The organism is Nonomuraea sp. NPDC050786, from assembly GCF_040654115.1.
GTDB lineage: Bacteria > Actinomycetota > Actinomycetes > Streptosporangiales > Streptosporangiaceae > Nonomuraea.
The window spans coordinates 99,328-122,734 of sequence record NZ_JBFAHJ010000014.1 but is presented as its reverse complement, the minus strand read 5'-3'; the positions used below and the strand labels follow the sequence as shown (position 1 = coordinate 122,734).

At 69.6% G+C, this 23,407-nt stretch carries 21 protein-coding genes; 12 read left to right on the top strand and 9 right to left on the bottom strand.

What is annotated here, in order from left to right; genetic code table 11:
- Nucleotides 1–152: 152 nt before the first annotated feature.
- The 5 genes from AB0H84_RS25225 (at nt 153) to AB0H84_RS25205 (ending at nt 4,912) form a co-directional block, all read left to right on the top strand.
- The gene (locus AB0H84_RS25225; protein WP_357608708.1) at nt 153–1,019 is read left to right on the top strand and encodes an amino acid ABC transporter permease; all 867 of its coding nucleotides are present in this window, start codon (nt 153–155) and stop codon (nt 1,017–1,019) included.
- The gene (locus tag AB0H84_RS25220) at nt 1,016–1,777 is read left to right on the top strand and encodes an amino acid ABC transporter ATP-binding protein (RefSeq protein ID WP_357608705.1); all 762 of its coding nucleotides are present in this window, start codon (nt 1,016–1,018) and stop codon (nt 1,775–1,777) included. The genes AB0H84_RS25225 and AB0H84_RS25220 overlap by 4 nt, the downstream gene beginning before the upstream one ends.
- A 19-nt stretch (nt 1,778–1,796) precedes the next feature.
- Complete coding sequence (locus tag AB0H84_RS25215; RefSeq protein WP_357608702.1) at nt 1,797–2,780, top strand: ABC transporter substrate-binding protein; 984 nt, start codon at nt 1,797–1,799, stop codon at nt 2,778–2,780.
- A 294-nt stretch (nt 2,781–3,074) separates the two neighbouring features.
- Nucleotides 3,075–4,187, top strand: a complete 1,113-nt coding sequence (locus AB0H84_RS25210) for an LLM class flavin-dependent oxidoreductase (protein ID WP_357608699.1) — start codon at nt 3,075–3,077, stop codon at nt 4,185–4,187.
- Nucleotides 4,184–4,912 (top strand): GNAT family N-acetyltransferase, encoded by a 729-nt coding sequence (locus AB0H84_RS25205; protein ID WP_357608695.1) that lies wholly within the window; start codon nt 4,184–4,186, stop codon nt 4,910–4,912. Before AB0H84_RS25210 ends, AB0H84_RS25205 begins: the two co-directional genes overlap by 4 nt.
- 114 nt (nt 4,913–5,026) lie before the next feature.
- Here AB0H84_RS25205 and AB0H84_RS25200 read toward each other — a convergent pair whose 3' ends face one another.
- Entirely contained in the window at nt 5,027–5,335 is a 309-nt protein-coding gene (locus AB0H84_RS25200) for a hypothetical protein (protein ID WP_357608692.1), read from the bottom strand.
- A gap of 159 nt (nt 5,336–5,494) precedes the next feature.
- Between AB0H84_RS25200 and AB0H84_RS25195 the strand changes: the two genes are divergently transcribed.
- On the top strand, nt 5,495–6,220 hold the full coding sequence (locus tag AB0H84_RS25195) for an alpha/beta fold hydrolase (protein ID WP_357608689.1): 726 nt from the start codon (nt 5,495–5,497) through the stop codon (nt 6,218–6,220).
- A gap of 265 nt (nt 6,221–6,485) precedes the next feature.
- The gene (locus AB0H84_RS25190) at nt 6,486–7,472 is read left to right on the top strand and encodes an ROK family protein (protein ID WP_357608686.1); all 987 of its coding nucleotides are present in this window, start codon (nt 6,486–6,488) and stop codon (nt 7,470–7,472) included.
- Here the strand turns inward: AB0H84_RS25190 and AB0H84_RS25185 are convergent.
- The 3 genes from AB0H84_RS25185 to AB0H84_RS25175 are packed head-to-tail and all read right to left on the bottom strand — an operon-like array spanning nt 7,459 to nt 11,931.
- Nucleotides 7,459–8,301, bottom strand: a complete 843-nt coding sequence (locus tag AB0H84_RS25185) for a substrate-binding domain-containing protein (RefSeq protein ID WP_357608683.1) — start codon at nt 8,299–8,301, stop codon at nt 7,459–7,461. The two genes, AB0H84_RS25190 and AB0H84_RS25185, sit on opposite strands and share 14 nt — an antisense overlap.
- Nucleotides 8,298–10,736: a sugar-binding domain-containing protein gene (locus AB0H84_RS25180; protein WP_357608680.1), complete on the bottom strand. Its 2,439-nt coding sequence runs from the start codon at nt 10,734–10,736 to the stop codon at nt 8,298–8,300. Before AB0H84_RS25180 ends, AB0H84_RS25185 begins: the two co-directional genes overlap by 4 nt.
- 31 nt (nt 10,737–10,767) lie before the next feature.
- Complete coding sequence (locus AB0H84_RS25175) at nt 10,768–11,931, bottom strand: ROK family transcriptional regulator (protein ID WP_357608678.1); 1,164 nt, start codon at nt 11,929–11,931, stop codon at nt 10,768–10,770.
- 259 nt (nt 11,932–12,190) lie between these two features.
- Between AB0H84_RS25175 and AB0H84_RS25170 the strand changes: the two genes are divergently transcribed.
- Genes AB0H84_RS25170 through AB0H84_RS25150 form a run of 5 tightly spaced genes read left to right on the top strand, consistent with a single transcriptional unit; the run spans nt 12,191 to nt 18,768 of the window.
- Nucleotides 12,191–13,756, top strand: a complete 1,566-nt coding sequence (locus AB0H84_RS25170) for an ABC transporter substrate-binding protein (RefSeq protein WP_357608675.1) — start codon at nt 12,191–12,193, stop codon at nt 13,754–13,756.
- Between the two features lie 11 nt (nt 13,757–13,767).
- The gene (locus tag AB0H84_RS25165; RefSeq protein ID WP_357608671.1) at nt 13,768–14,760 is read left to right on the top strand and encodes an ABC transporter permease; all 993 of its coding nucleotides are present in this window, start codon (nt 13,768–13,770) and stop codon (nt 14,758–14,760) included.
- A complete protein-coding gene (locus AB0H84_RS25160) occupies nt 14,757–16,481 on the top strand; it encodes a dipeptide/oligopeptide/nickel ABC transporter permease/ATP-binding protein (RefSeq protein WP_357608668.1) in 1,725 nt (574 codons plus the stop codon). Before AB0H84_RS25165 ends, AB0H84_RS25160 begins: the two co-directional genes overlap by 4 nt.
- The gene (locus tag AB0H84_RS25155) at nt 16,478–17,329 is read left to right on the top strand and encodes an ATP-binding cassette domain-containing protein (protein ID WP_357608665.1); all 852 of its coding nucleotides are present in this window, start codon (nt 16,478–16,480) and stop codon (nt 17,327–17,329) included. The genes AB0H84_RS25160 and AB0H84_RS25155 overlap by 4 nt, the downstream gene beginning before the upstream one ends.
- A 20-nt stretch (nt 17,330–17,349) precedes the next feature.
- Nucleotides 17,350–18,768, top strand: a complete 1,419-nt coding sequence (locus tag AB0H84_RS25150; RefSeq protein WP_357608662.1) for a cellulase family glycosylhydrolase — start codon at nt 17,350–17,352, stop codon at nt 18,766–18,768.
- A gap of 172 nt (nt 18,769–18,940) precedes the next feature.
- Here the strand turns inward: AB0H84_RS25150 and AB0H84_RS25145 are convergent, their stop codons facing one another.
- The 5 genes from AB0H84_RS25145 to AB0H84_RS25125 all read right to left on the bottom strand — a co-directional run bounded on the left by AB0H84_RS25145 (nt 18,941) and on the right by AB0H84_RS25125 (nt 23,387).
- Nucleotides 18,941–20,155 carry a thioester reductase domain-containing protein gene (locus AB0H84_RS25145; RefSeq protein WP_357608660.1) on the bottom strand — a complete coding sequence of 405 codons (1,215 nt, stop codon included), beginning with the start codon at nt 20,153–20,155 and terminating at the stop codon, nt 18,941–18,943.
- 82 nt (nt 20,156–20,237) lie between these two features.
- Entirely contained in the window at nt 20,238–21,140 is a 903-nt protein-coding gene (locus AB0H84_RS25140; RefSeq protein ID WP_357608657.1) for an ACP S-malonyltransferase, read from the bottom strand.
- On the bottom strand, nt 21,137–22,390 hold the full coding sequence (locus AB0H84_RS25135) for an FAD-dependent monooxygenase (protein ID WP_357608654.1): 1,254 nt from the start codon (nt 22,388–22,390) through the stop codon (nt 21,137–21,139). The genes AB0H84_RS25140 and AB0H84_RS25135 overlap by 4 nt, the downstream gene beginning before the upstream one ends.
- On the bottom strand, nt 22,387–23,133 hold the full coding sequence (fabG, locus tag AB0H84_RS25130) for a 3-oxoacyl-ACP reductase FabG (RefSeq protein ID WP_357608651.1): 747 nt from the start codon (nt 23,131–23,133) through the stop codon (nt 22,387–22,389). The genes AB0H84_RS25135 and fabG overlap by 4 nt, the downstream gene beginning before the upstream one ends.
- A gap of 2 nt (nt 23,134–23,135) precedes the next feature.
- On the bottom strand, nt 23,136–23,387 hold the full coding sequence (locus tag AB0H84_RS25125) for an acyl carrier protein (protein ID WP_344990469.1): 252 nt from the start codon (nt 23,385–23,387) through the stop codon (nt 23,136–23,138).
- Nucleotides 23,388–23,407: the final 20 nt, after the last annotated feature.

Below are 23,407 nucleotides of genomic sequence, written 5' to 3'. Positions count from 1 at the left end.
GGTCATGAGCCAGGCCGCGAACCTGACCCGGCGCCCGCACGTGGACCACGGCCACGTCGCCAGCGCGCAATGTCACTGATCACGAAATCTCGTTCCTCAACCTCCTTCCTCCCGTCGAGGAGTGATTCCGTGATCAAAATTGGAGGCGGCTCATGACGCTGCCCGAAGTGCAGGTGCCGGCCCGCCCGGAGGCGGGGTGGCTGCCGGAGGTGGTGACGGCCCGTCGTCCGCTGCGGTGGCTGGCCGCGGCCGGTGTGCTGGTGGTGCTGGCGATGGTCGCCAGTGCCTTGGTGACGAACCCGGCCTGGGAGTGGGACATCGTCGGGCAGTACCTGTTCGCGCCGTCGGTGATGCGTTCGGTGCTGCTCACGCTGGAGCTGACCGCGCTGGGCATCGGGTTCGGGTTCGCGCTGGGCACGGTGCTGGCGCTGATGCGGCTCTCGCCCAACCGGCTGCTGTCGTCGGTGGCCTGGGGATATGTGTGGTTGTTCCGGTCGGTGCCGCTCATCCTGCAGCTGCTGTTCTGGTACAACCTGGCGCTGCTCTACCCGCGGTTGTCGGTAGGCGTGCCGTTCGGTCCTGAGTTTTTCGACGTCGGCACCATGGACTTGATCGGGCCGCTCACCGCGGCGGTGCTCGGGCTGGCGCTGCATCAAGCCGCGTACGCGGCTGAGATCGTGCGCGGCGGTCTGCTGTCGGTGGATCACGGGCAGCGGGAGGCGGCAGCCGCTCTGGGAGTGCCGCCGGGACGGCGGTTGTTCCGGATCATCTTGCCGCAGGCCATGCGGACCATCGTGCCCAACGCCGGCAACGAGATCATCGGCCTGGTCAAGGGCACCTCGGTGGTGTACATCATGGCGCTGCCCGAGCTGTTCTACCAGGTGCAGGTGATCTACAACCGCAACGGCAGGGTCATGGCGCTGCTGCTGGTCGCGGCCATCTGGTACCTCATCCTGACCACCGCACTGTCGATCGTCCAGCACTACGTGGAACGCCACTACGGCAGGGGGCGCACATGACCGCCATGGTCGAGCTGCGCGGCGTGCACAAGAGCTTCGGGGCGCTGCACGTGCTGCGCGGCGTGGATCTGGAAGTGCGCAAGGGACAGGTGCTGGTGATCCTTGGCCCGTCGGGGTCGGGGAAGTCCACGCTGCTGCGCACGATCAACCACCTGGAGAAGGTGGATCGCGGCTCGGTCCGGGTGGACGGGCACTTGCTCGGCTACCGCCAGGTCGGCGACCGCCTGCACGAACTGCCCGAGCGCGAGGTGCTGCGGCAGCGCACCCAGATCGGATTCGTCTTCCAGATGTTCAACCTGTTCCCGCACCTCACGGTCCGGCAGAACATCACGGAGGCGCCGCGCTCGGCCCAGCGCCGGCCCCGCGCCGAGATCGAGCCGCTGGCCGAGCGGCTGCTGGCCCGGGTGGGCCTGGCGGACAAGGCCGACGTCTACCCGCGCACGCTCTCGGGCGGCCAGCAGCAGCGCGTCGCCATCGCCAGGGCGCTGGCGCTGGAGCCCAAACTGCTGCTGTTCGACGAGCCGACCTCCGCCCTCGACCCCGAGCTGGTGGGCGAGGTGCTGGACGTGATCAAGGATCTGGCCCGCGGCGGCACCACGATGATCGTGGTCACGCACGAGATCGGCTTCGCCCGCGAGGTGGCCGACATCGTGGCCTTCATGGACGCCGGCCGCATCGTCGAGCTCGGAACCCCCGCCCAGCTCCTGGACGCCCCAGCCCACGAACGCACCCGCGCCTTCCTCAGCAAGGTTCTCTGACTCCCAAGGACACAACGACATGCGCGCTTCGCTCGCGCGGGCCTTCGCCGTGCCCGCGTTCCTCCTGCTGACCGCCGCCTGCGGCGCCGAACCCGCCCTCGAAACCCCAGCCGCTCAGGCCACCGCGGCTCCCGTGGTGGCGGGCAAGAAGATCAATACCGGCCCCGACCAGAACCGGGTGCGGGCTGAGAGGGTGGACGCCATCGCGGCCCAGGTGCCGAAGGACGTCGCGGCCGACGGCAAGCTCACCGTCGGCTTCAGCGGCCAGGGCGCGGCGCCGCTGGTGTTCCGCGCCGACGACGACACCACCCTGATCGGCGTGGAGACCGACATCGCCCAGCTCGTGGCCGACGTGCTTGGCTTGGAGATCTCCCCGGAGATCAGTTCGTGGGAGAACCTCTTCCTGGCCGCCAAGTCCGGCAAGGACGAGGTGGTCTTCAACAACGTCACCGTCACCGAGGAGCGCAAGGACACCTACGACTTCGCCACCTACCGGGTCGACCAGCTCGGCTGGCAGGTCCCCGACAACAGCCCCATCAAGGCGATCGCCAAGCCCGCCGACATCGCCGGGCTGCGCGTCTCGGTCGGCTCGGGCACGAACCAGGAGAAGATCCTGCTCGACTGGGACAAGCAGAACAAGGCCGCCGGACTGAAACCGGTCGAGATCCTCTACTACGAGAAGTACAGCGACGTGCTGCTGGGGCTCAAGTCCGGCCGCGTCCAGGCGTACTTCGGGCCGAACCCGAGCATCGCCTACAACATCGCCGTCAGCGGCGGGTCCCGGATCGTCGGCACGTTCTCCGGCGCCGGCCCGGACCTGCAGGGCCTCATCGCCGCCATGACCAAGAAGGACAACGGCCTGGTCAAGCCGCTCAGCGAGGCGCTCAACACGGTGATCAAGAACGGGAAGTACAAGGAGGTCCTCGACCGCTGGGGCCTGGCCAACGAGGCGATCCCCGAGTCACAGATCAACCCGCCCGGCCTGCCCCGGCAGGAGTCGTGAGCGAACTCACCGCGCAGGTGCGGCTCGTCCCCATGTCGGACCCGGCCGCCGCGCCGCTGCCGGCCGGACTGCACTTGGAGTACACGTGGGCTGGGGGTACGGGCGCACCCCGGGTGCGCGGCGCGCGATCGGTCCGGTGCTCTCCGCGGCGTCGCAGGTGATCATCTCGTGACGGGGCGGCGTCCACGCCGTGGCCGGCGGCAGCTGTACGGCCGTGTCCTTGGTCAGAGTGCCGCCTTCCCTGCCACGCACGACAAGACCATTCGCTGACGAACATCGGAAAGGTTTCGGCTCATGCCTGTGGAGTTTCTCGGGATCGGCGGGACCAATGACGGCTCGGAGACCTCTCCGCGCTCGGGTTCCTCCTTCGACAAGCAGTACACGCTGCGGCTCGCGCGCGCTCACCAGGAGTACGGCTGGGATCGGGTGCTGTTCGCCTACGGCTCGGGCTCGCCCGATCCCGCGCAGGTGGCCGCCTATGTGGCGACCAGGGTCGAAGACCTGCAGATCCTGCTGGCGCACCGGCCGAACGTGTCCTACCCGACGTACGCGCTCAAGACCTTCGCCACCCTCGACCAGATCAGCGACGGGCGGCTGACGGTGCACTTCATCACCGGCGGCAACGACCACGAGCAGGGCAGGGAGGGCGACGTCCTGACCAAGGACGAGCGTTACTCCCGGACCAGGGAGTACATCCAGATCGTCAAGAAGGGCTGGACGTCGAGGGAGCCGTTCGACCACGAGGGCGAGCACTACTCGTTCAGGGATTTCGCCTCGGACGTGTTCCCGCAGCAGCAGCCCCGCCCCGGGGTGTCCTTCGGCGGATCGTCGGAGGCCGCCTACGCGGCCGGCGGGGCGGAGGCCGACATCTACTGCCTGTGGGGCGAACCACTGGCCGAGACGGCACAGCAGATCGCCTCGGTGAAGCAGGCGGCGTTGCGAGCCGGGCGAAGTGACGTGCCCAAGTTCCAGGTGGCGTTCCGGCCGATCATAGCGCCGACCGAGGAGCTGGCCTGGGAGAAGGCCCGGCGCATCCTGGGGGATCTGCACCGGGTGGGGGCGAACCGGCGCCGGTTGTCCGGCCCGCCGCAGAACGCCGGCTCGCAGCGGCTGCTCGAGGTCGCGGCCAAAGGGGAGCGGCACGACCGCGCGTTGTGGACGCCGACCGCCGAGGCCACGCAGGGTGCGGGCAACTCGACGGCGCTCGTCGGCACCCCCGAGACCGTCGCCGAGGCCCTGCTGGACTACTACGACCTGGGCGTCGAGATCCTCTCGGCCCGTGGCTACGACATCCTGGACGACGCCATCGACTTCGGGCGGCATGTGATCCCGCTGGTCCGTGAGGGGGCCGCCGAACGGGACCGGCAGCGGGCAGCGCGGGCACCGCTGAGCCGGATCGCGCCATGACCGCGCCCGCGTCCTCGGCCGTCCTGGACGATCCGGTACGGGCCTCGCTCCTTGGGGCGCACGCCCATCTCGCCGAGCGGCGGGGTCGCGTGCTGCGTTATCCCCTCGACGTCTCTCCGTTCCTGTCGATGCCGCCCGCGCCAGGCCCGGCCGACTGGGCCGATGTCGCGGCGCTGGCGGGACCTGGCGGGCACGTGGCCCTGACCGGCCCGACATCGGCGGCTCCGGCCGGCTGGGAGGAGGTGATGAACGTTCAGGGAGTCCAGCTCACCGGTGAGCACGTTGCCGGTGCTGACGACGCCGACGTGGTCCGGCTGGGCACGGAGGACGTGCCGGAGATGCTGGATCTCGTCAAGCGGACGAAGCCGGGCCCGTTCCTGCCGCGTACCATCGAACTCGGCGTCTACCTCGGCCTCAGGTCCGGCGGCGTGCTGGTGGCGATGGCCGGCGAACGCCTGCACCCGCCCGGCTGGACCGAGATCAGCGCCGTCTGCACCGACCCCGCCCACCGAGGCCGCGGACTGGCAACCAGGCTGGTGCTGGCCGTCGCCGCGGGCATCCGGAACCGGGGCGAGACGCCATTCCTGCACGCGTCGGCCGCCAATATCGGCGCGATCCGCCTGTACGAGCGGCTCGGCTTCCGCCTGCACCGCACCCCGGACTTCCGCGCCGTACGTGTTCCGGCGCTGGATCCGTCCCAGGGCACCCCGGTGCCGATCACATGACCGACGCGACGGCCGCAGCGTGACCACGGCCGTCGGCACCAGCCGCCCGTTGTTTCGGCCCCGTCCAGAAGGAACGGGGCCGAACATGCATCTTCAGTGGTCTTCCTGTACGACCTACGAGAACAGTCGTGCGGCGTGACGCAGAGCGTAGGCCGCGACCTGGCGGCCCAGCCTCACCCCGGCCTGGTCGGCGGAGCGGGTGTGGATGCCCGACCAGACCCGGGCGTCGACGTTCTCGTCGGTCAGGACCTTCCATGTGGTGTAGGTGCGAGTGACCCCGGGCGCGGTCGGGCTCGTGAGCTCCTCCCGGCGCAGGCCCGGCACGCGCCGTACGCCCACGGAGGGGATGCCGGCCTGTTCAGGAGTGACGAGCTCCCGGCGGGCGCGTACGTAATCGCCCAGAAGGTTGGATTCGTCGCTCATGTTCCCACGGTAATTCGCGCACCTACGTGTGCGCCTGGTCCCCTCACCCCCAGGATCGCGGGGGCTCTGGCTCCGTCGGCGGGGGAGCGGAAACCTCACTTCCGGCACGAACACCCGGCGAAACCGACCGGTGGTCTTCCGCAAGCAAGGAGCTACACCATGTCTACATATTTGCTGGTACACGGGGCCTGGCACAGTGGACAATGCTGGGAGCGGGTGGTCCCGCTGCTGGCCTCGGCCGGGCATCAGGTGGTTGCGCCCTCGCTGACCGGCTGCGGCGACAAGGCGCATCTGCTCGGTCCCGAGGTGGGGCTGGACACGCACGTCGACGACATCGTCAGGCTGATCACTGAGGAGAACCTCACCGACGTGATCCTGGTGGGCCACAGCTACGCCGGGCTGGTCATCTCCGCCGCCGCGAACCGGATCCCGGATCGGATCGCCCATCTGGTCTATCTCGACGCGATGGTCCCGGAGGACGGCGAGAGCGCGGTGGACGTGCATCCCATGACTCAGGTTCTCATCGACCGCGCCGCGGAGTCCGGGATCGGCTGGCGGATCCCGCCGATGCCCGAGCTGCCGCCGCCCCTGGGCCTGTTCGGGGTCACCGACCCGGCGGACGTGGCGTGGCTGCGGGCGATGTTGTCGGATCAGCCGGTGCTCTGCCTCGTCCAACCGGTCCGGCTGGACAACCCGGCCGTGCGCACCATACCCCGGACGCACATTCACTGCGTCGCCGGCGTACCGGAGGGCATCAAGCGGCGGCCCGTTCCGGCGATTCAGCCCAACGGCAGCCCGGCGCAGGTGTGGGAGCTGCAGTCGGGACACGACTGCATGATCACCATGCCGGCCGAGCTCACCGAACTGCTGCTCAAGCTCGGCTGACTCGGGGGTCTACTGGAACGGAACCGGACGTTGCCGAGGTTCCGCTGATCAGCGAGCCGCCGCTCTTCCTTTGCCGAACGCGGCGGCAGATAGCCTTATGACTCATATGCGACCACATCCGGTGACTACCACGCCCGCAGCGACCGCGGTCTTCACCACGGTTCTCACCCACGGGCCGATCTCCCGAAGAGATATCGCGAAAATCACCGGACTTTCGTCCGCAGCGGTCACCCAGGTCGCCAGACACATCCTGGAGGCCGGATACTTGGACGAACTCCCGAGCGATGGCCGCACCGGCGCCCGTCTGGGGCGTCCGGTCGCGCCCTTGGCCGTCCGGGCCGACCGGGAGCACTTCGTCGGTGTGAAAATCACTGAGACCGAGCTGATCGCGGTGCTCACCGACCTTCGCGCTCAGGTTCGGAGCGCGAGGCACCTGCCCCTCGCGACCAAGGACGTGCCCGCCGTGGTAGAGGCCGTTGCGCAGGTCGTGACCGATCTGGCCGGTGGAGGCGAGCAGACACACTGCCTGGGCATCTCGGTCGCCGGCGACGTGGACCAGGCGAGCGGCCTGGTTCGCTACAGCCCCTTCATGGGGTGGCAGGACGTACCGCTTGCCGACCTCGCCGCCACTGCCACCGGGTTGACGGTGACGGTCGAGAACGACGTCAATGCCCTCGCCGTGGCCGAGCAGTGGTTTGGCGAGGGGGTCGGCACGACCACGTTCGCCGTCGTGACCGTAGGGGTCGGCATCGGCTGCGGCCTGGTGATCAACGGCGCCCTGGTCACGGGTGGATACGGTGTCGCAGGCGAGATCGGGCATATCCCGGTCTCAGCCTCCGGACCGGCCTGCTATTGCGGGGGGCGGGGCTGCCTTGAGGCGATCGCCTCCGAACCGGCGATCGTCACGCAGGCGCGGGCGGTGACCCGCGACATGGGGCTCGATCTTCCCGGAGCCGTTGATCTGGCCCATGCCGGGCATCCGGCTGTACGGGAGGTCTTCGCGATCGCCGGGCGAGCCATCGGGCGAGGTCTCGCGGCAATGGTGAACCTGGTCGGCCCGGAGAAGGTCGTCGTCACCGGCGAGGGGCTGGCCGCGTACGACCTGTTCGAGGAGCACATCAGGGAGACCTTCACCGCGCAGGCATTCGGCGCCGCTGGAAAGTGTCCGCTGGTCATCCGGCCGTTGCCGTTCGAGGAATGGGCGCGCGGCGCCGCTGCCGTGAGCCTCCAGAGGCGCTTCACCTCGCGGTGAGGGCGGGCGCGCTGGTCTCCCGGGTGACGAGGGTGGCAGTCGGGCACCATCGATCCGCCACAGGTGCTCCTGCGATGAGATCCAGCGTCGAATCCGCCACCATCTGCCCGAACAGGTGAACGTCCAGACTCATGGCGGTGAGCGCGGGCGAGGTGAGCCGGCACAGGCTGGAGTCGTCCCAGGCCATCAGGCTGAGCTCGTGGGGCACTCGGACACCCAGCTCTTTTGCGGCGTTGAGCCCCGCGACCGCCATCAGGTCGTTGTCGTAGACAATCGCTGTGGGAGGATCCGGCCGGTTCAGCAACATCTCCGTCAGCTTGGCGCCCGACTCCTCCGAATAGTCTCCCTCCTCGACGATCGCTTCGATACCTGCCGCACCCGCGGTCTGGAGCAGTGCCCTGGTGCGGGTCCGGGTGTGGAGCAGGGTGTTCGGACCGCTGATCCGTGCGATCCGGCGATGACCGAGATCATGCAGATGGGAGACGGCTTGGTGAACCGCGCCCTCGTCGTTGGTCCGCACGGTGGGGGCGTCACCGGCCGGTTCGCCCGCCACCACGACGGGTATGCCCAGCTCCCGCAGGGCGGCAGGCCTGGTGTCGTGAACGGCCCTGTTCACCAGCACGACGGCGTCGACGGTGCGGTGGGCGGCCCATCGCCGGTATGCCGCCACTTCCTGTTCGTGTGTGGTCACGACGTGCAGCAGCACTGACCGGTCGTGTTCTGCGAGCCGCTCCTCGATGCCCGCGATGAACTCCATGAAGAACGGCTCGGCGCCCAGAAGCCGGGAAGGTCTTGCCAGGACGAGGCCAACCGCGTCGGCGATGCTCATGTCACCGCACTCAACTGGTTGGCGCTGGTCAGCACGTCTGGGGCGGCCAGTTGATCCGGCCACTCCAGCACCGAACGCGTGCGCACGAGGAAGACGTGCGACGCCCCCGCCGGTAACGACACCAGCATCTCGTCGACCACGGCGTCGGGTATCACCCTGTCTGCCAGCAGGGCGACGTCACGTGCGAAGGAGGTGGCTCGCGCCTCGACACGGTAGCCGCCGTCGACAGGCTGAACAGTGGCGGTCAACGGCCGCGGATCGTAGGCGACATCGCGGTCCTCGGCGAACAGATGGCACAGACGCGTGCCCTCGCCTGTCACGATCGTGAGCACCTCCCTGGTCTGGTCATCCGGCTTCAGGAGCTCACCCGGCAGCTCGACCGGCGCGACCGATCGAGGCGGTACGGCGAGCTCCAGCTGCCGTCCGGCCAGCTCCTCTCCGTCGAACGTCTGGCGGGATGCAGTCGCCACGGTCCGCCATGGCTCGTCATGGTCATTGACGGCGACCAGGACCCAGCGACCGTCTCTGGGCTGGAGGGTCAGCAGGCGGGGCGCGAAGGCGTGCCTGAGGGCGAAGTAGAGCGGCTTGGCCCGCCCCTCGTAATCCACCGCGGACCACGAGATGGCCGGCCAGCAGTCGTTGAGCTGCCACACCAGCGCACCGGCCGTCCGGGGCCACCAGGAGCGGAAGTGCTCGACACCCAGCGCCACCGCTCTTGCCTGGTTGAGCTGCGTCGCCCAGTGCCAGTCGGGGAACGTGCCGGGCACGGGCAGGTGCGGGCGCAGCCCCCGATCGAGGTTGTGGTCGCCGTTGACGGCCTTCTGGTGCTGCAGGAACACCGGGGAAGCCGGCGTCAGCGGCTCATCGTGGATCCAGCGGGCCACCGTGGCCGAGGCAGGCGGGCCCTGGAACCCGAACTCAGCGCAGAAGCGGGGAATGTGGTCGCGGTAATGGACGTAGTCCACGACGTTCCACACCGCCCACTCGTGCCGGGTGCCGTGGTCGGGATCGTTGGGCGGCAGGGTGCCGGGGCTGAACGGGCTGCCGGGCGCGTACGGCCGGGTGGGATCGAGCTCGGCCACGATCCCGGGCAGCAGTTCGGTGTAGTAGGCCTGCCCCCAGGTGCGGCCCTCCAGGCTGTCACGCCAGCCGGGCCAGTCGGTGTACGCCACCAGGTTCTCGTTGTTGCCGCACCACAGCGCGAGTGAAGGGTGGCTGGTCAGTCGTGCGACGTTCTCGCGCGCCTCGGCCTCGACCTCGCTCCACAGCGGCTCCTCCTCGGCGTAGAAGGCGCAGGCGAAGGGGAAGTCCTGCCAGACCAGGATGCCGCGTTCGTCGCAGACGTCATAGAAGTCGTCACTCTCGTAGATGCCGCCGCCCCAGACCCGCAGCATGTTCATGTGCGCGCCGACGGCCTGGTCGACGCGCTGGGCGATCCGCTCGCGGGTGATGCGGGTGAGGAAATGGTCGTCGGGGATCCAGTTGGCGCCCTTGGCGAAGATCGGCTTGCCGTTGACGACGAAGGTGAACGGCGTGCCGACCTCGTCCGGTTCGGTGTGCACGGTGATCGTGCGGAACCCGACGCGCCGCCGTACCTCGTCCACCGGGTTGTCGCGGTCCAGCAGGGTGACGGTCAGCTCGTACAGCGGCTGATCGCCGTGGCCGGCCGGCCACCACAGCCGGGCCTGAGGCACGAGCACGGTCAGCACGGCCGATTCCCCGGACGCGGTGGTCCGGGCTTCGTGGCCGCCCACCCTGGCCACCACGGTGTAGGCGTCGTCTCTGGCTCGATCGAGCCGCACGTGGACCTCGACGCGTCCGGTGCCATCCTCGTCGACCGTCACCAGCGGGCGTACCTGCGCCAGACGGGCGCTGTCCCAGCGTTCCAGGCGCACCGGCTTCCAGATGCCCGCCGTCTGCAGATCGGGGCCCCAGTCCCAGCCGAACGAGCAGGCCATCTTGCGGATCGCGTTGTAGGGGTGGGGGTATGCGCGCTGGCGTCGGCCCAGTCTCGCCTCCAGTTCCTCGGCGTGGCGCAGCGCCGAGCGGAGGTTGACCACCAGCTCGTTCAGGCCGTCACGCACGAGGCCGGCCACGTCGAAGCGGAAGCCGCGGTGCATGTTGGCGGTATGTCCGAGGAGTTCGCCGTTGAAGTGGACGCTCGCCACCGTGTCGATCCCGTCGAAGACGAGGTCCACCCGCTCGCCCGGGCGGGCGGATGCCGACTGGAAGGTGGTGGAGTAACACCAGTCGGTGTGATGCATCCAGGAGAGGAGGGTTTCGTTCCGGTCGAGATAGGGATCCGGGATAAGTCCCGCTTCGAGCAGATCGAGGTGTGCGCTGCCCGGTACGCGGGCGTCCACCTCCCGGCCTGCGATGGACTCCGGTACCGGCCCGTCCACGGCGCGCAGCCGCCAGCCCTCAACTAAAGTCACGCACCTTTCTTACGTAGTGAACTAAAGAAAGTCAATGGATCGCCTCCGAGCTCAGATTCTCGGGCAATCGGGCCCCCAGACTGAGAGGTACCAGCTCCGACTCGAGCACCAGCGCCGCCGCGCCCACAGCCGAGGCCGTGGCGGCCAGCCGCGAGAGCCGCACGTCCACCGCGGGCGACAGTTCCTTCTCTATCACCGGGAGATAGACCGAACCCGCGATGGAGAATCCAGGGCCCGTCAGCACGAGCACCTGGAGATCCATGATCGCGGAGAGCGTCCTGGCCGCCGCCGCGATGTAGTGGGCGGAGCGTTCCAGCAAGGCCAGCGCCCTCGGCTCGCCCCTGCGCGCCGAGCGACTGAGGGCGGCGAAGTCCGCCGCCACCGAAGGCTCTCGCGAGCGGCGCATGGGGACGAGCAGGTCCGCACGGGCCGCCGCGACGACCGCGGCAGGACCGGCCAGCACATCGAGGCAGCCTCGGGCACCGCACCGGCACCTCGGGCCGTCCGCCTGGACACAGACATGCGCGAGGTCGCCCGCCTTCCTGCTGGGACCGCGATAGGTGATGCCGTTGATCACCAGGCCCGCGCTGATCCTGGTGCCCAGATAGAGCGCGGCGGCGGCGGAAGCACCCCCGAATCCGCCGGCCCAGTGCTCGCCCAGGGCCGCGGCCGTGGCGTCGTTGTCGAGCACCACGGGCAGACCGGTCGCCTGCTCGAGCGACTCGGAGAGGGGGAATCCCGCATCAGCGAAGACCACCCCGACTCCCAGCACGCGATGGCGCTCCACACCGGCGCTGTCGATCAGCCCGGAGATCTCCCGGGCCATGGCCTCCACCGCGGCGCGTGGCTCTTCCACACCCACTCCCGGCTTGGCCATCCGGGTGACGACGGTGCCGGCGAGATCCGTCAGGACGTAGACCATGCCGCCGTGATCGAGGTGCACGCCAACCGCGTACCTGGCCGAGTGATCGAGTCGCAGCAGGATCCGCCGCTTGCCACCCGTGGATTCCGCGCGGCCGGACTCGACGACCAGGCCCTCCTCGATGAGCTTGCGGACCACGGCAGTGATCGTCGGGCCGGTGAATCCGGTGGCTCCGACCAGGCCGGCCCGGCTGATCGTACCCGCGGCTCTGATGGCGTCCAGGACCACGGCCTTGCTGCTCGCATGCGGCTTGGTCTTGGCTGCTGCGTTCATGGGCCCTCCATCCGCTCGACACTGCGAGGGTACAGACGCTGTTGACTTACTTAAATTGCTGAGTTAACAATCGGAACCGGCGCGCCGACAATCACATCACCGCTCGAGAGGACTCCGCGTGATGTCGGTGAGGAATGCACTAACCATGAGAACCGGGGCCGGACTGGCCGCGTTGGCCTTAGCCATCACCGGATGTTCCTCGTCCGGCAGCTCACCGCGAGGATCGACCGGCGCACCGGCGGCGGCGGGGGCACCGCCGATGCTCGTGATCTACACGGGCGCCACCGGCGACATGCAGGTCAACTTCAATCCCTTCGCCCCGGGCAGCCCGTCGACCGGGCCGATCTACGAGCCCCTCTTCTTCTACAACACCGCTCGGGCCGATCCGCCCCAGCCACGGCTGGGCCAGAAATTCTCGTGGAACGCCGACGGCACGCAACTGTCGATCACGCTCCGCCAAGGCGTGAAATGGTCCGACGGCCAGCCGTTCACCGCCAGGGACGTGGTCTTCACGCTCGACCTGCTCGCCAAGAACAAGGCGTTGAACACCACCGGCTACCGCGGCAAGGCGACCGCGGTGGACGACACCCACGTATCGGTCACGTTCGACGAGCCGTCGTTCGTGGACGGTCCGCAGCTTCTCGGCCGCATCTACATCGTGCCTGAGCATGTGTGGAAGTCCGTGGCCGACCCCACGACCGCCCAGATGCGCAACCCCGTCGCCACCGGGCCCTACCTTGAGGACGACGTCAAGCCGCAGGCATACACGCTGAAGGCCAACCCGAGCCATTGGGGCGGGGAACCCGCGATCAAGCGCGTCCGCGTCCTGTCGCTGTCAGGCAACCAGGCCGGAGCAGCGGCGATCAGGGCCGGCCAGATCGACTGGCAGACCGGGCCCGTGCCGAATGTCAAGAACGCCGAGCAGACCTACCCCGGCTACAAGGTCGTCATCACTCCGGTGAACCAAATGGTGCTGGACACCTGCAGCAACCCGGACCTCGGTTGCCAGGGACCGCAGACCGACCCCGCCGTCCGCCAGGCGATCTACTACGCCGTCAACCGGACCCAGCTCAACGCGCTGGCCTTCGAGAACACCTCCAGCGAGATCTCGCCCAGCCTTGCCCTGCTGGAACGAGACCAGGCGTTCATCTCCGGCCGGCTGCAGAACAAGGTCGCGCCGATGCAGCCCGACGAGGCCAGGGCCCAGCAGATCCTGGAGGGCGCCGGTTACGCCAAGGGGGCCGACGGCATCTACGCCAAGGACGGCAAGCCCTTGCAGCTGACCCTCAAGACCGTGTCCGGCTGGACCGACTACATCACCGCAGTCAACGCGCTTTCCCAGCAGCTCAAGAAGGCCGGCATCAAGGTGACGGCGCAGCAGCTGTCCTTCAACGAATGGTCCGACGCCCGCGGGCGCGGCGACTACCAGCTGATCATCGACTCCCTCTACCAGGGCCCGGCCGCCGACCCGTTCTACGTCTACAGCTACTTCTACGGCTCCGACACCACCGAGAAGGTCGGCAAGCAGGCCGGCACGAACGTCAGCCGCTTCACCGATCCCCAGGTCGACGCCGCCATCGCCGCGCTCAAGAAGATCGACCCGAAGGACACCGCCGCACGGCAGCCGCAGTTCGACACCATCCAGACCCGCATCGAACAGGCCATGCCGTACATCCCGCTGCTCACCCAGGGCACGATCAGCGTCTACAACGCCACCAAGTTCACCGGCTGGCCGACCAAGGAAGACCTCTACGCCTTCCCGGCCGCCTGGCAGTCGCCGGATAACGCGGAGATCTACCGACGGCTCAAGCCCACCGGGAAATGAGCGCGTGACCGATGCGGTACTACCTGCGCAAGATCGCCTTCTACCTGGTCGCCCTCTGGACGGCGGTGACCCTGAACTTCCTCATCCCCCGCATGATGCCCGGTGACCCGGTCACCATCCTGCTGGCCAAGGCGCAGCAGCGCGGCGGAGTCGATCCCGCCGCGCGCCGCGCCTACGAGCTGATGCTCGGCACCGACACCGGCGAGCCGCTGTTCACCCAGTACCTGCTCTACCTGGGGAACATGGCCCGCGGCGACTTCGGCATATCCGTGAGCTCCTTCCCGGCTCCCGTTTCCGAGGTCATCGCCGCATCGCTGCCCTGGACCGTCGTCCTGGTCGGCCTGGCGACCGTGCTGTCAGTGCTGACCGGCACCACGCTGGGAGCACTGGTGGGCTGGCGCCGGGGCACCTGGCTGGACTCGCTGGTGCCCGCGACCACGGTGCTGTCGGCCGTGCCGTACTTCTGGCTGGCCCTCGTCCTGGTCGCCGTCTTCTCCTCCGCGCTCGGCTGGTTCCCGCTGCTGGGTGGTTACGACGTCAACCTCACCCCCGGCTGGAGCGGCGAGTTCCTCGCCTCGGCCGTGTACTACGGCATCCTCCCCGCCGCGACGATCGTGATCTCCTCGATCGGCGGCTGGCTGCTGGGCATGCGCAACATGATGGTCTCGACGATGGCGGAGGACTACGTCCGTACGGCTGTCGCCAAAGGACTGCGCAACCGGCGCATCATGGTCTGGTACGCGGCCCGCAACGCGGCACTGCCCTCCATCGCCGGATTCGCCATCTCGCTGGGGTTCGTGGTGGCCGGCTCGGTCGTCACCGAGCAGGTCTTCTCCTATCCGGGCATCGGCTCCAAGCTCCTGCAGGCTGTGGAGAACAACGACTACGCGCTCATGCAGGGCATCTTCCTGGTCATCACGGTCGCCGTCCTCGGCGCCAACCTGGTGGTCGACCTGCTCTACAGCATCGTCGATCCGCGGACGCGAGCGGGGGCGGCCACATGACGGCAATCAGCCGGCGGGACCCGAAATTCGTGATCGGACTGATCCTGATCGGGGTCATCGCCGCCGTCGGCGTGGTCGGACCGCTCCTCGCCGGCGACCCGGACGCGATCAACGACATGGGGCTGACGCCGCCGGGCGGGGAGCACCTGCTGGGCACCACCCAGACCGGCCAGGACGTGCTGTCCCAGATCACCTACGCCACCCGGGGCTCGCTCGTCATCGGCGCGCTCGTGGGCGTCATGGCCACACTGCTGTCGGCGCTCTTCGGCATCGTCGGCGCCTACGCCGGTGGTCTGGTGGACGAGGCCTTCTCGCTGCTGTCCAACGTGATGCTGGTGATCCCCGGACTCCCGCTGGTGATCGTGATCTCCGCTTTCGTCCCGGCGGAGCAACGCGGCTGGTGGACGATCGCGCTGGTGCTCGCGATCACCAGCTGGGCCGGCTCGGCTCGCGTGCTCCGGGCGCAGACGCTGTCGTTGCGCAACAGGGAGTACGTCCTGGCCGCCCGCGTGGCCAAGGAGCGGCCGTGGCGCATCATCGGCGTGGAGATCCTCCCGAACCTCCTGCCCCTGCTGGCCTCCCAGTTCGTGTTCGCGGTCATCGCCGCGATTCTCAGCGAAGCCGGCCTGTCCTTCCTCGGACTGGGCGCATCCAACTCCGCCACGCTCGGGACCATGCTCTACTACGCGCAGAACGGCTTCGCGCTGCAACTCGGCGCGTGGTGGTGGTTCGCGCCGCCCGGCATCATCATCGCCCTGCTCGGTTGCGGCCTGGCGCTGATCAACTTCAGCATCGACGAGATCATCAACCCGAAGCTCCGGATTCCGGCCGCCCGCCTGGTGGATACGCGCCGCCAGGAGGCGGGGCGTGTCGACCAGGCCGCCGACGACGCCGTTCTCACCGTGGCCAACTTGTCGGTGACCTACCGGGGCGAACGGCCCGTGCAGGCCGTCAAGGACATCTCGCTGACGGTACGGCGAGGCGAGATCCTGGGCCTGGCGGGCGAGTCGGGCAGCGGCAAGACCACCCTCGCTTATGCGATCAGCCGGCTCCACCGGCCGCCGGCGGAGATCACCTCCGGCACGGTCGCCTTCCACGACCGCGCCGGCACAGCCGTCGACGTCCTCACCTTGCCGCCGCACGAGCTGCGTACCTTCAGATGGGCGAAGCTCTCCATGGTGTTCCAGGGGGCGATGGACTCGCTCAACCCCGTCATGACCGTCGGCGCCCAGCTGGAGGACGTGCTCACCACCCACCTGCCCCGACTGTCGGCGGCCGAGCGCCGGGCCCGCTGCGCCACGGCGCTGGAGCTGGTCAGGGTGGACCCTAGGCGGCTGCGCTCCTACCCGCACGAGCTCTCCGGAGGCATGCGGCAACGGGTCATGATCGGCATGGCGCTCCTCCTCGAACCCCAGATCATGATCATGGACGAGCCGACGAGCGCCCTCGACGTCGTCGTCCAGCGCGGCATCCTCAAGGAGATCCTGCGCTTGCGGGACGAGCTGGGCTTCGCGGTCGTGTTCATCACGCACGACCTCCCCCTCCTCCTGGAGGTGAGCGACAGAATCGCGATCATGCTGCACGGCGAGATCGTCGAGTGCGCGAGCGCCGAGGAGATCCACAAGCAGCCACGCCACCCCTACACCCGGCGCCTGCTCGGCTCCTTCCCCAGCCTCACCGGCGACCGCGGCGCCTTCGTGCGATCGGGAGGCGCCCGGTGACCACTCTCGAGGTAGCGGACCTGGTCAAGGAGTACCGCGTGCGCGGCGACGGCATGCGCCGTACGCGGCTGCGGGCGGTGGACCATGTCTCCTTCACGCTCACACCCGGCCGCACCACCGCACTCGTCGGCGAGTCGGGCTCGGGCAAATCCACGGTCGCCAGGATCATCGCCCGCCTGGAGCGACCCACGTCCGGCACGGTCGTCCTGAATGGCGCAGGCAGCGGCGACTACCGCGACCACGTGCAGATGGTGTTCCAGGACCCCTTCGCCTCGCTCAACCCCTTCCACACCGTCGAACACCACCTGGCCCGGCCGCTGAGGCTGCACGGCCGGGCGCGGACACGGGCCGAGACCCGGCAGGAGGTCGCGCGGTTGCTGGAGCGCGTCAACCTGCCGGCGGAGGAGCTGGCGCAGCGCCGCCCCCACGAGCTTTCCGGCGGGCAACGCCAGCGGGTGGCCATCGCCCGCGCCCTCGCACCCGGCGCGAAGGTGATCGTGGCCGACGAGCCGGTGTCCATGCTGGACGTCTCCATCCGGCTCGACGTGCTCAAGCTGCTGGCCCGGCTGCAGCAGGAGGAGGATCTCGCCATCCTCTACATCACCCATGACCTGGCCACCGCGCGGCACTTCGCCGACGACATCCTCGTGCTCTACCGAGGGCGGGTCGTGGAACGGGGGCCGGCCGATGAGGTGATCCTCGATCCGCGCCACCCTTACACCAAGTTGCTGGCCGCCGCCTCACCCGACCCGGACGCGCGCGGCCGCACCTTCGATTTCGACCCGGCGGACGTGGTCGCCGCCGGCTCCGCACCGCCGTACGACCACAGAGAGGACACCCCCCGATGAAAGTTCGCACGATCTTATCCGTGGTGGCGACTGCCGCCCTCACCGTCGCCGGGCTCGTCACCGGCCCGGCGGCGACCGCCGCCACCGGCTGCACGGCCAAGTACACCGTCACCGGCCAATGGGGAAGTGGATTCGGAGCCGAAGTCTCCTTCACCAACCTGGGTGACCGCCTGACAACGTGGACTCTGGAGTTCGACTTCCCCGCCGCCGGCCAGCGCGTCAATCAGGGCTGGAGTGCCGACTGGTCCCAGTCCGGCACCCACGTCACCGCCAAGAGCCTGAGCTGGAACAGCGAGGTTGCGACCAAGGGCTCGGTGGGCCTCGGCTTCAACGGTTCGTGGAGCGATGCCAATCCCGTGCCCGCCTCGATCTCCGTCAACGGGGTGAAGTGCGACGGCACCATCATCGACCCGCCCAAGACGCCGGCTCCGCAGCTGCACGTCCAGGGCAACAAGATCGTTACTGCGAAGGGCAAGCCGTACCGGCTGCTGGGCGTGGACCGCTCGAGCGGCGAGTTCGCCTGCGTGCAGGGCAAGGGGATGTGGGACGGCGGGCCGGTCGACCAGACCTCCGTCAACGCGATGAAGAGCTGGAACATCCACGCCCTCCGCATCCCGCTGAACGAGGAGTGCTGGCTCGGCACCAACGGTTCGCCCAGCGGCGCCGCATACCAGCAGCAGGTCAAGGACTACGTGAACCTCCTGGTCGCCAACGGCATCACGCCCATCCTCGACCTCCACTGGACCTGGGGAGAGTTCACCGGCGTCGACTGGGCGTGCAAGGACGTGACCGCGACCTGCCAGAAGCCGATCCCGTCCGCTCGCAACGCCCCGCGGTTCTGGACCGGCGTGGCCAACGCCTTCAAGGGCAACAACGCGGTGGTCTTCGACCTGTTCAACGAGCCGTGGCCGGAATTCGGCACCGTCGACAGAGAGGCGGGCTGGCGGTGCCTGCGCGACGGAGGCACCTGCACCGGCTTCAGCTATGAGGTCGCGGGCATGCAGAGCATGCTCGACGCCGTCCGATCGACCGGAGCCACGAACATCGTCATGGTCGGCGGGCTCGAGTGGACCAACGACCTTCGCGAGTGGACGCAGTACAAGCCGCACGACCCCACCGGCAACCTGGTCGCCTCCTGGCACTCCTACAGCTTCAACCGGTGTGCCGCCGTCGACTGCTGGAACACGGAGATAGCCCCGCTCGCGGCGCAGGTGCCCGTGGTGATCGGCGAGATGGGCGCGGACAACTGCGGCTACGACTACGTCGACGCGCTCACCAAGTGGGCCGACACGCACGGCCTGTCCTACCTCGCCTGGACGTGGAACCCGTGGGGCTGCACCCAGGGAGGGGTGCTCATCAAGGACTGGAACGGAACGCCTGAGCCGGGAATCGGCGAGGGGTACAAGGCGCACCTGCTGACCCAGGATCCCTACGCCTGATCATGAGTGCCGGTCGGCTGGGCCTCGGCTGACGTGCCGGGGCCCAGCCCTTGGCGGCGGGAGGCGAGCCCGGCGGCGTATGCCGCCGGCATCGCGATCGCGCGCGCCGGAGACCTCCCGGGCCGGGACCGCTCGCTTGAGTGGCTGCCGCTGCAGGCCACTGCCGCGGCACTCAGCCTCGGGCCGGCGATTCTCGGTTCAGGTGTGTCGGCGGTACCGGGAGGAAACCCGCTGATTGGAAGTAGTCGAGGTACACCCCGATGAGGGCGCCGTCCAGGGGTGGGCAGGTGATGCCGGTTCCGGCCAGGTCCCGTACGGTGTTCCGGTCCTCGGCGGTCGGCGGGCGGCCGGTTCCGGTGAGCAGCGCCCGGTAGTACTTCACCAGGACGCCGGCCTTGAGCAGCGCGCCGTCGTACCGGTGCCGTGCCTGCCACAGGCGTTCGAGCCACGTGTCGCACGAGATGTAGGAGAAGGCGTACCGCTCGGCCACGTGGCCGATCAGGTCGCTCAGCGGCATGCGGGAATGGTTGACCAGGTAGCGCAGCGGGGCGGGTCCAGTGTCCTGCGCGGACATGTGGACGATGGCGCGGGCGACGTAGTCGACCGGCGAGAACGACACCGCGGGGCCGCCGCCGTCGGGCGCCGCGACGACGGGGGCCAGGCCGAGCAGGGCGATGGCTCGTACGAAGTGCCATATTCCGTCGTCGAGTTGGCAGGCTCCGGTGACGGAGTGGCCGCTGATGCGGCCGGGGCGGTGGATCCGTACCGGCAGCCCGCGGTCGCCGGCCTGCCGGACCAGGCGCTCGGCGACCCATTTGCCGGTGACATAGCCTCCGCCCGGGCGCCCGGGCGGAGGAGGCGCCGCGGTACGGTCCGCCGGATCCCCCGGCACGGCGGCGGTGGAGATGAAGCTGAGCGGCTTGCCGCGGCGTTCGCAGGCCAACCGGATGATCTCCTGGGTGCCGTACACGTTGGCCGCCCGCAGCGCGGCGTACGGTGCGGCGTGGCCGACCTGGGCGCCGGCGTGCTGCACCGCGTCGATCCGCTCGGCGAGTTCCGCCCAGCGGGCGGGCGTCAGGCCGAGGTCGGGCGCGGTCAGGTCTCCGGCGACCGGGATGACGCGCCCGGCCGACCGGTCGTCCCAGATCAGATAGCGCCGCATGGCCTCGCGCAGGCGGGAGGCCGCGTGGTGGTCGCTGTCGGCGCGCACCAGGCACCACACGTCGGCGTCGGTGCGGTCGAGGAGTTCGCGGAGCAGGAACGCGCCGAGGAAGCCGGTGGCGCCGGTGAGCAGCACGTGGCGGGCCAGTCCGGCGGCGGATGCGGTGCCGTCGGGGACGATGCCGGGGTCGAGCACGGCATCCGTGGCGGGATCGTGGTGGTGCATGGGCGCCTTCCGGTCGCGCGGCGGGCGGGGCTGGTCCGCTTGTGGGTCACGTGGTCGAACGGGGGTGCTCAGCGGGCCGCCTTCACCCGGGTGGAACCGGTTCGGGCAGCGCGCCGAGGCCGGTGAACTCGAGGATGCGGGCGCGGCGTCCGAGCTTGAGCAGGGTCGTACCCGGTCCGGCGTCGACGAGGCCGGGCACGCCGAGGTCTCGTACCGTACGCACGGCCTCGTGCCAGCGCACCGGGAGCACCAGGCCGCGCGCGAGTTGTTCGCGGACCTGGACCGGGTCGGTGTGCGGTCGTACGTCGATCGCGGAGACGAATCGGGTCGTACTCGGGCGGAAGTCTGCGGACTCCAGACGGCGCCGCCACGCCGGGACGGCGTCCATCATCAGCGGGCTGTGGAAACCGCCGGGTATCGGCAGCACTTCGGCGCGCAGGCACTGTTCCTCGGCGATGCGTACGGCCGCGGCCACCGCCTCGGGAGCGCCCGACAGCACGGTCTGCCGGGCGCTGTTGAGCCCGGCGACGTCGAGGATCTCGCCGTGCTCGGCGACCACGCTCCGGCGCAGCCATTCGAGTTCGCCCGCGTCGGCGCCGACGATCGCGACCATCGCCCCGGGCCTGCGCCGGCTCTGGTCGTGGCACAACCGGCCGCGGTACACGGCCAGTTCGAAGCCCTCGTCGATACTGAGGAATCCGGCGTACGCCGCGGCGGTCAGCTCGCCCAGGCTGTGGCCGAGCGCCACCGGTGGGCAGTGATCCGGCCCGAAGGCCGTGTCGGCCGCCGCGAGGCCGGCGGCGAAGGTGGCGGGCTGGACGACCGAGGTGTCACCAAGGTCCAGCGCCTCGGGATCCGCCGCGCCGAACGTCGTCAGCAGCCGGGCGACCAGCGGGTGCCGGACGTGGGCCCACAGGGCGCAGCGCAGCGTCTGCGCCTTGATGCCCTGTCCGGGAAAGGCGATTCCGTACTGTTCGGCGATCACGCCGGCACCTCCTCAGACCGGTTACCAGGCACGAGGTCGGGCGCGGGGTCGGGCACGGGCACGAGGTCGGGACCGGTGCCCGCCGCGCGGTCGAAGAACGCCTGCACCCACGCCGGGTCGTGCGCGAGCCCGGCGATCCGGGCCTCCACACGGTCGGCGCGGAGCCGGGCGAGCGCGAGGGTGTCGGAGTAGCGGGCGGCGAGCATGCGGTCGCGGTCGAGGGCATAGCGCTCCAACGCGGCCTGCCGGCGCGCCGGGTCGGGCAGGTCGGCGCCCAGGCGGGCGGCCAGGAGCGCCGCCTGCTGGAACGCCGCGGTGATGCCGTCGGCGGTGATGGAGTCCTTGTGGTGTCCCGCGTCGCCGACCAGCGCCCATCCGGGTCCGGCCGCGCGGCGGAAGAAGTTCCGCTGTGTGCCGCTGCCGCGGAGCGGGCCGACCCGGGTGCCGGCGAGGGCACGTTCGTACAGTTCCGGGGCCGCGGCCGCGAGTCCGCCCAGGTAGGCGCCGGGCAGGTCGCGACGGACGGCCTCGAACTCGGCCTGGGGGAAGTACACCGCGAGCAGGGTACGGCCGTCGTTGGTGGGCAGGCAGCCGACCCAGCGGCCGCGTACCGCGTGGGCCTCGAACCGGGTGACCGGCACGCCTTCCCAGTAGCCGTAGTAGACGCAGGTCAGCGGCGGGTGTTCGCGGACCGTCTCGGCACGTACGGCGTCCGCCACGACCGAGCGCATACCGTCCGCGCCGACGACCAGCGCGGCGCGGTCGGTGCCGCTGCCGGAGGCGGTACGCCATCGCACCCCGACGGCCCGCCCGTCCTCGACGACCACGTCGGTGACCCGGCAGTCCTCGCGGAACTCCGCTCCGGCGTCGGTCGCGGCCTTGGCGAGGAGGGTGTCGAGGAGGTAACGCCGTGGGGCATAGGCCGCGTGGATGCCGTGAACCGGAGTGGGAGCGCCTTCGACGGCGACTTGCCCCATGCGGTGCATGGCCGAGGTGATCGGCGGGCAGCCGGTGGCGGCGACCCGGTCGAGCAGGCCCCAGCGGTCGAGCAGGGCGGTGCCGGGTTGGTGGATGTACAGGGTGGACAGGGTGTCGCGGGGAAAGCGAGCGCGGTCCAGGATGAGGACGCGGTAGCCCGCGCGGGCCAGCAACATCGCCGCGGGCGCTCCGCCGCAGCGGGCACCCACGACGATCACGTCATAGCCGACGCCGGAGCCGGAGCCCGGACGGCCGGTGGCGGATGCGGTCACGGCACCAGCCCTCCATCGACGCCGATGACCTGCCCGGTGATGTAGCGGGCGCGGTCGGAGACCAGGAAGGAGACCAGATCGGCGACCTCGCCGGGAGTCCCGGGCCGGCGCAGCGGGATCTTCCCGATGATGGACGCCTGCACCTTGGGCGGCAGAGCGTTGGTGATGTCGGTGGTGATCAGCCCGGGCGCGACGACGTTCGCACGCACCCCGGACCGGGCGAGTTCGCGCGCCAAGGACGTGGTGAAGCCCACGATGCCGGCCTTGGACGCGGAGTAGTTGCTCTGTCCCGGGCCGCCGTGCGCGGCCGCGACCGAGGACAGCGTGACGATCGAGCCGCTGCCATGCCGCATGAGCGGGAGCGCGGCGGCACGACAGACGTGGTACGTGCCGTACAGGTTGGTCTGGAGCACATCGTCCCATTCGGCGTCGGTCATGCGTACCAGCGGCCGGTCCCGGACGATGCCGGCGCAGGTGACGAGCACCGACAGCGGCCCGAGGTGCTCTTCGGAGGCCGCGACCAGCGCCCGTGCCTGGTCGGCGGACGCGACGTCGGCCTCGTACGCGAGCACACGGGCACCCGTCGCCCCGGCCTCGGCCGCCACCTCCTCCGCGGCGTCCTTACGGGTGCGGTAGCAGAACGCGACGTCGAACCCGTCGGCGGCCAGGCGGGTCACGACAGCGCGGCCGATGCCACGTGATCCCCCGGTCACGATGGCGACCGGGCGGTGGGCGCCCGTCATGCTCACGCCGCTTCGAGCCGGTCGGCGAGGAAGGCGTGGACGGCGTTCACGGAGGTGAGACCGGCGAACTCGGACTCCTCCAGACGGATGCCGTACTTCTTCTCCAACTGCACGAGGATCTCCATGGTGGCGAGCGAGTCGACGCCGAGGTCGGTCTCGAAGTCGCTCTCGTAGCCGACGACGTCGGCCGGGAGTTCGAGCTCTTCGGCGAAGAAGTCGCGCAGTTCGTCGCGGGTGGGGATCAAGGTGGCCATGGGCTCCTGCCTTTCTGGGT

Bases quoted from the DNA above. Each gene is read 5' to 3' on its own strand.
- AB0H84_RS25165 (WP_357608671.1), top strand. From the start codon at position 13,768: ATGCGGTACTACCTGCGCAAGATCGCCTTCTACCTGGTCGCCCTCTGG.
- AB0H84_RS25195 (WP_357608689.1), top strand. From the start codon at position 5,495: ATGTCTACATATTTGCTGGTACACGGGGCCTGGCACAGTGGACAATGC.
- AB0H84_RS25220 (WP_357608705.1), top strand. From the start codon at position 1,016: ATGACCGCCATGGTCGAGCTGCGCGGCGTGCACAAGAGCTTCGGGGCG.
- AB0H84_RS25175 (WP_357608678.1), bottom strand. From the start codon at position 11,931: ATGAACGCAGCAGCCAAGACCAAGCCGCATGCGAGCAGCAAGGCCGTG.
- AB0H84_RS25185 (WP_357608683.1), bottom strand. From the start codon at position 8,301: ATGAGCATCGCCGACGCGGTTGGCCTCGTCCTGGCAAGACCTTCCCGG.
- AB0H84_RS25125 (WP_344990469.1), bottom strand. From the start codon at position 23,387: ATGGCCACCTTGATCCCCACCCGCGACGAACTGCGCGACTTCTTCGCC.
- AB0H84_RS25210 (WP_357608699.1), top strand. From the start codon at position 3,075: ATGCCTGTGGAGTTTCTCGGGATCGGCGGGACCAATGACGGCTCGGAG.
- AB0H84_RS25225 (WP_357608708.1), top strand. From the start codon at position 153: ATGACGCTGCCCGAAGTGCAGGTGCCGGCCCGCCCGGAGGCGGGGTGG.
- fabG (WP_357608651.1), bottom strand. From the start codon at position 23,133: ATGACGGGCGCCCACCGCCCGGTCGCCATCGTGACCGGGGGATCACGT.
- AB0H84_RS25160 (WP_357608668.1), top strand. From the start codon at position 14,757: ATGACGGCAATCAGCCGGCGGGACCCGAAATTCGTGATCGGACTGATC.
- AB0H84_RS25200 (WP_357608692.1), bottom strand. From the start codon at position 5,335: ATGAGCGACGAATCCAACCTTCTGGGCGATTACGTACGCGCCCGCCGG.
- AB0H84_RS25145 (WP_357608660.1), bottom strand. From the start codon at position 20,155: ATGCACCACCACGATCCCGCCACGGATGCCGTGCTCGACCCCGGCATC.
- AB0H84_RS25170 (WP_357608675.1), top strand. From the start codon at position 12,191: ATGCTCGTGATCTACACGGGCGCCACCGGCGACATGCAGGTCAACTTC.
- AB0H84_RS25215 (WP_357608702.1), top strand. From the start codon at position 1,797: ATGCGCGCTTCGCTCGCGCGGGCCTTCGCCGTGCCCGCGTTCCTCCTG.
- AB0H84_RS25205 (WP_357608695.1), top strand. From the start codon at position 4,184: ATGACCGCGCCCGCGTCCTCGGCCGTCCTGGACGATCCGGTACGGGCC.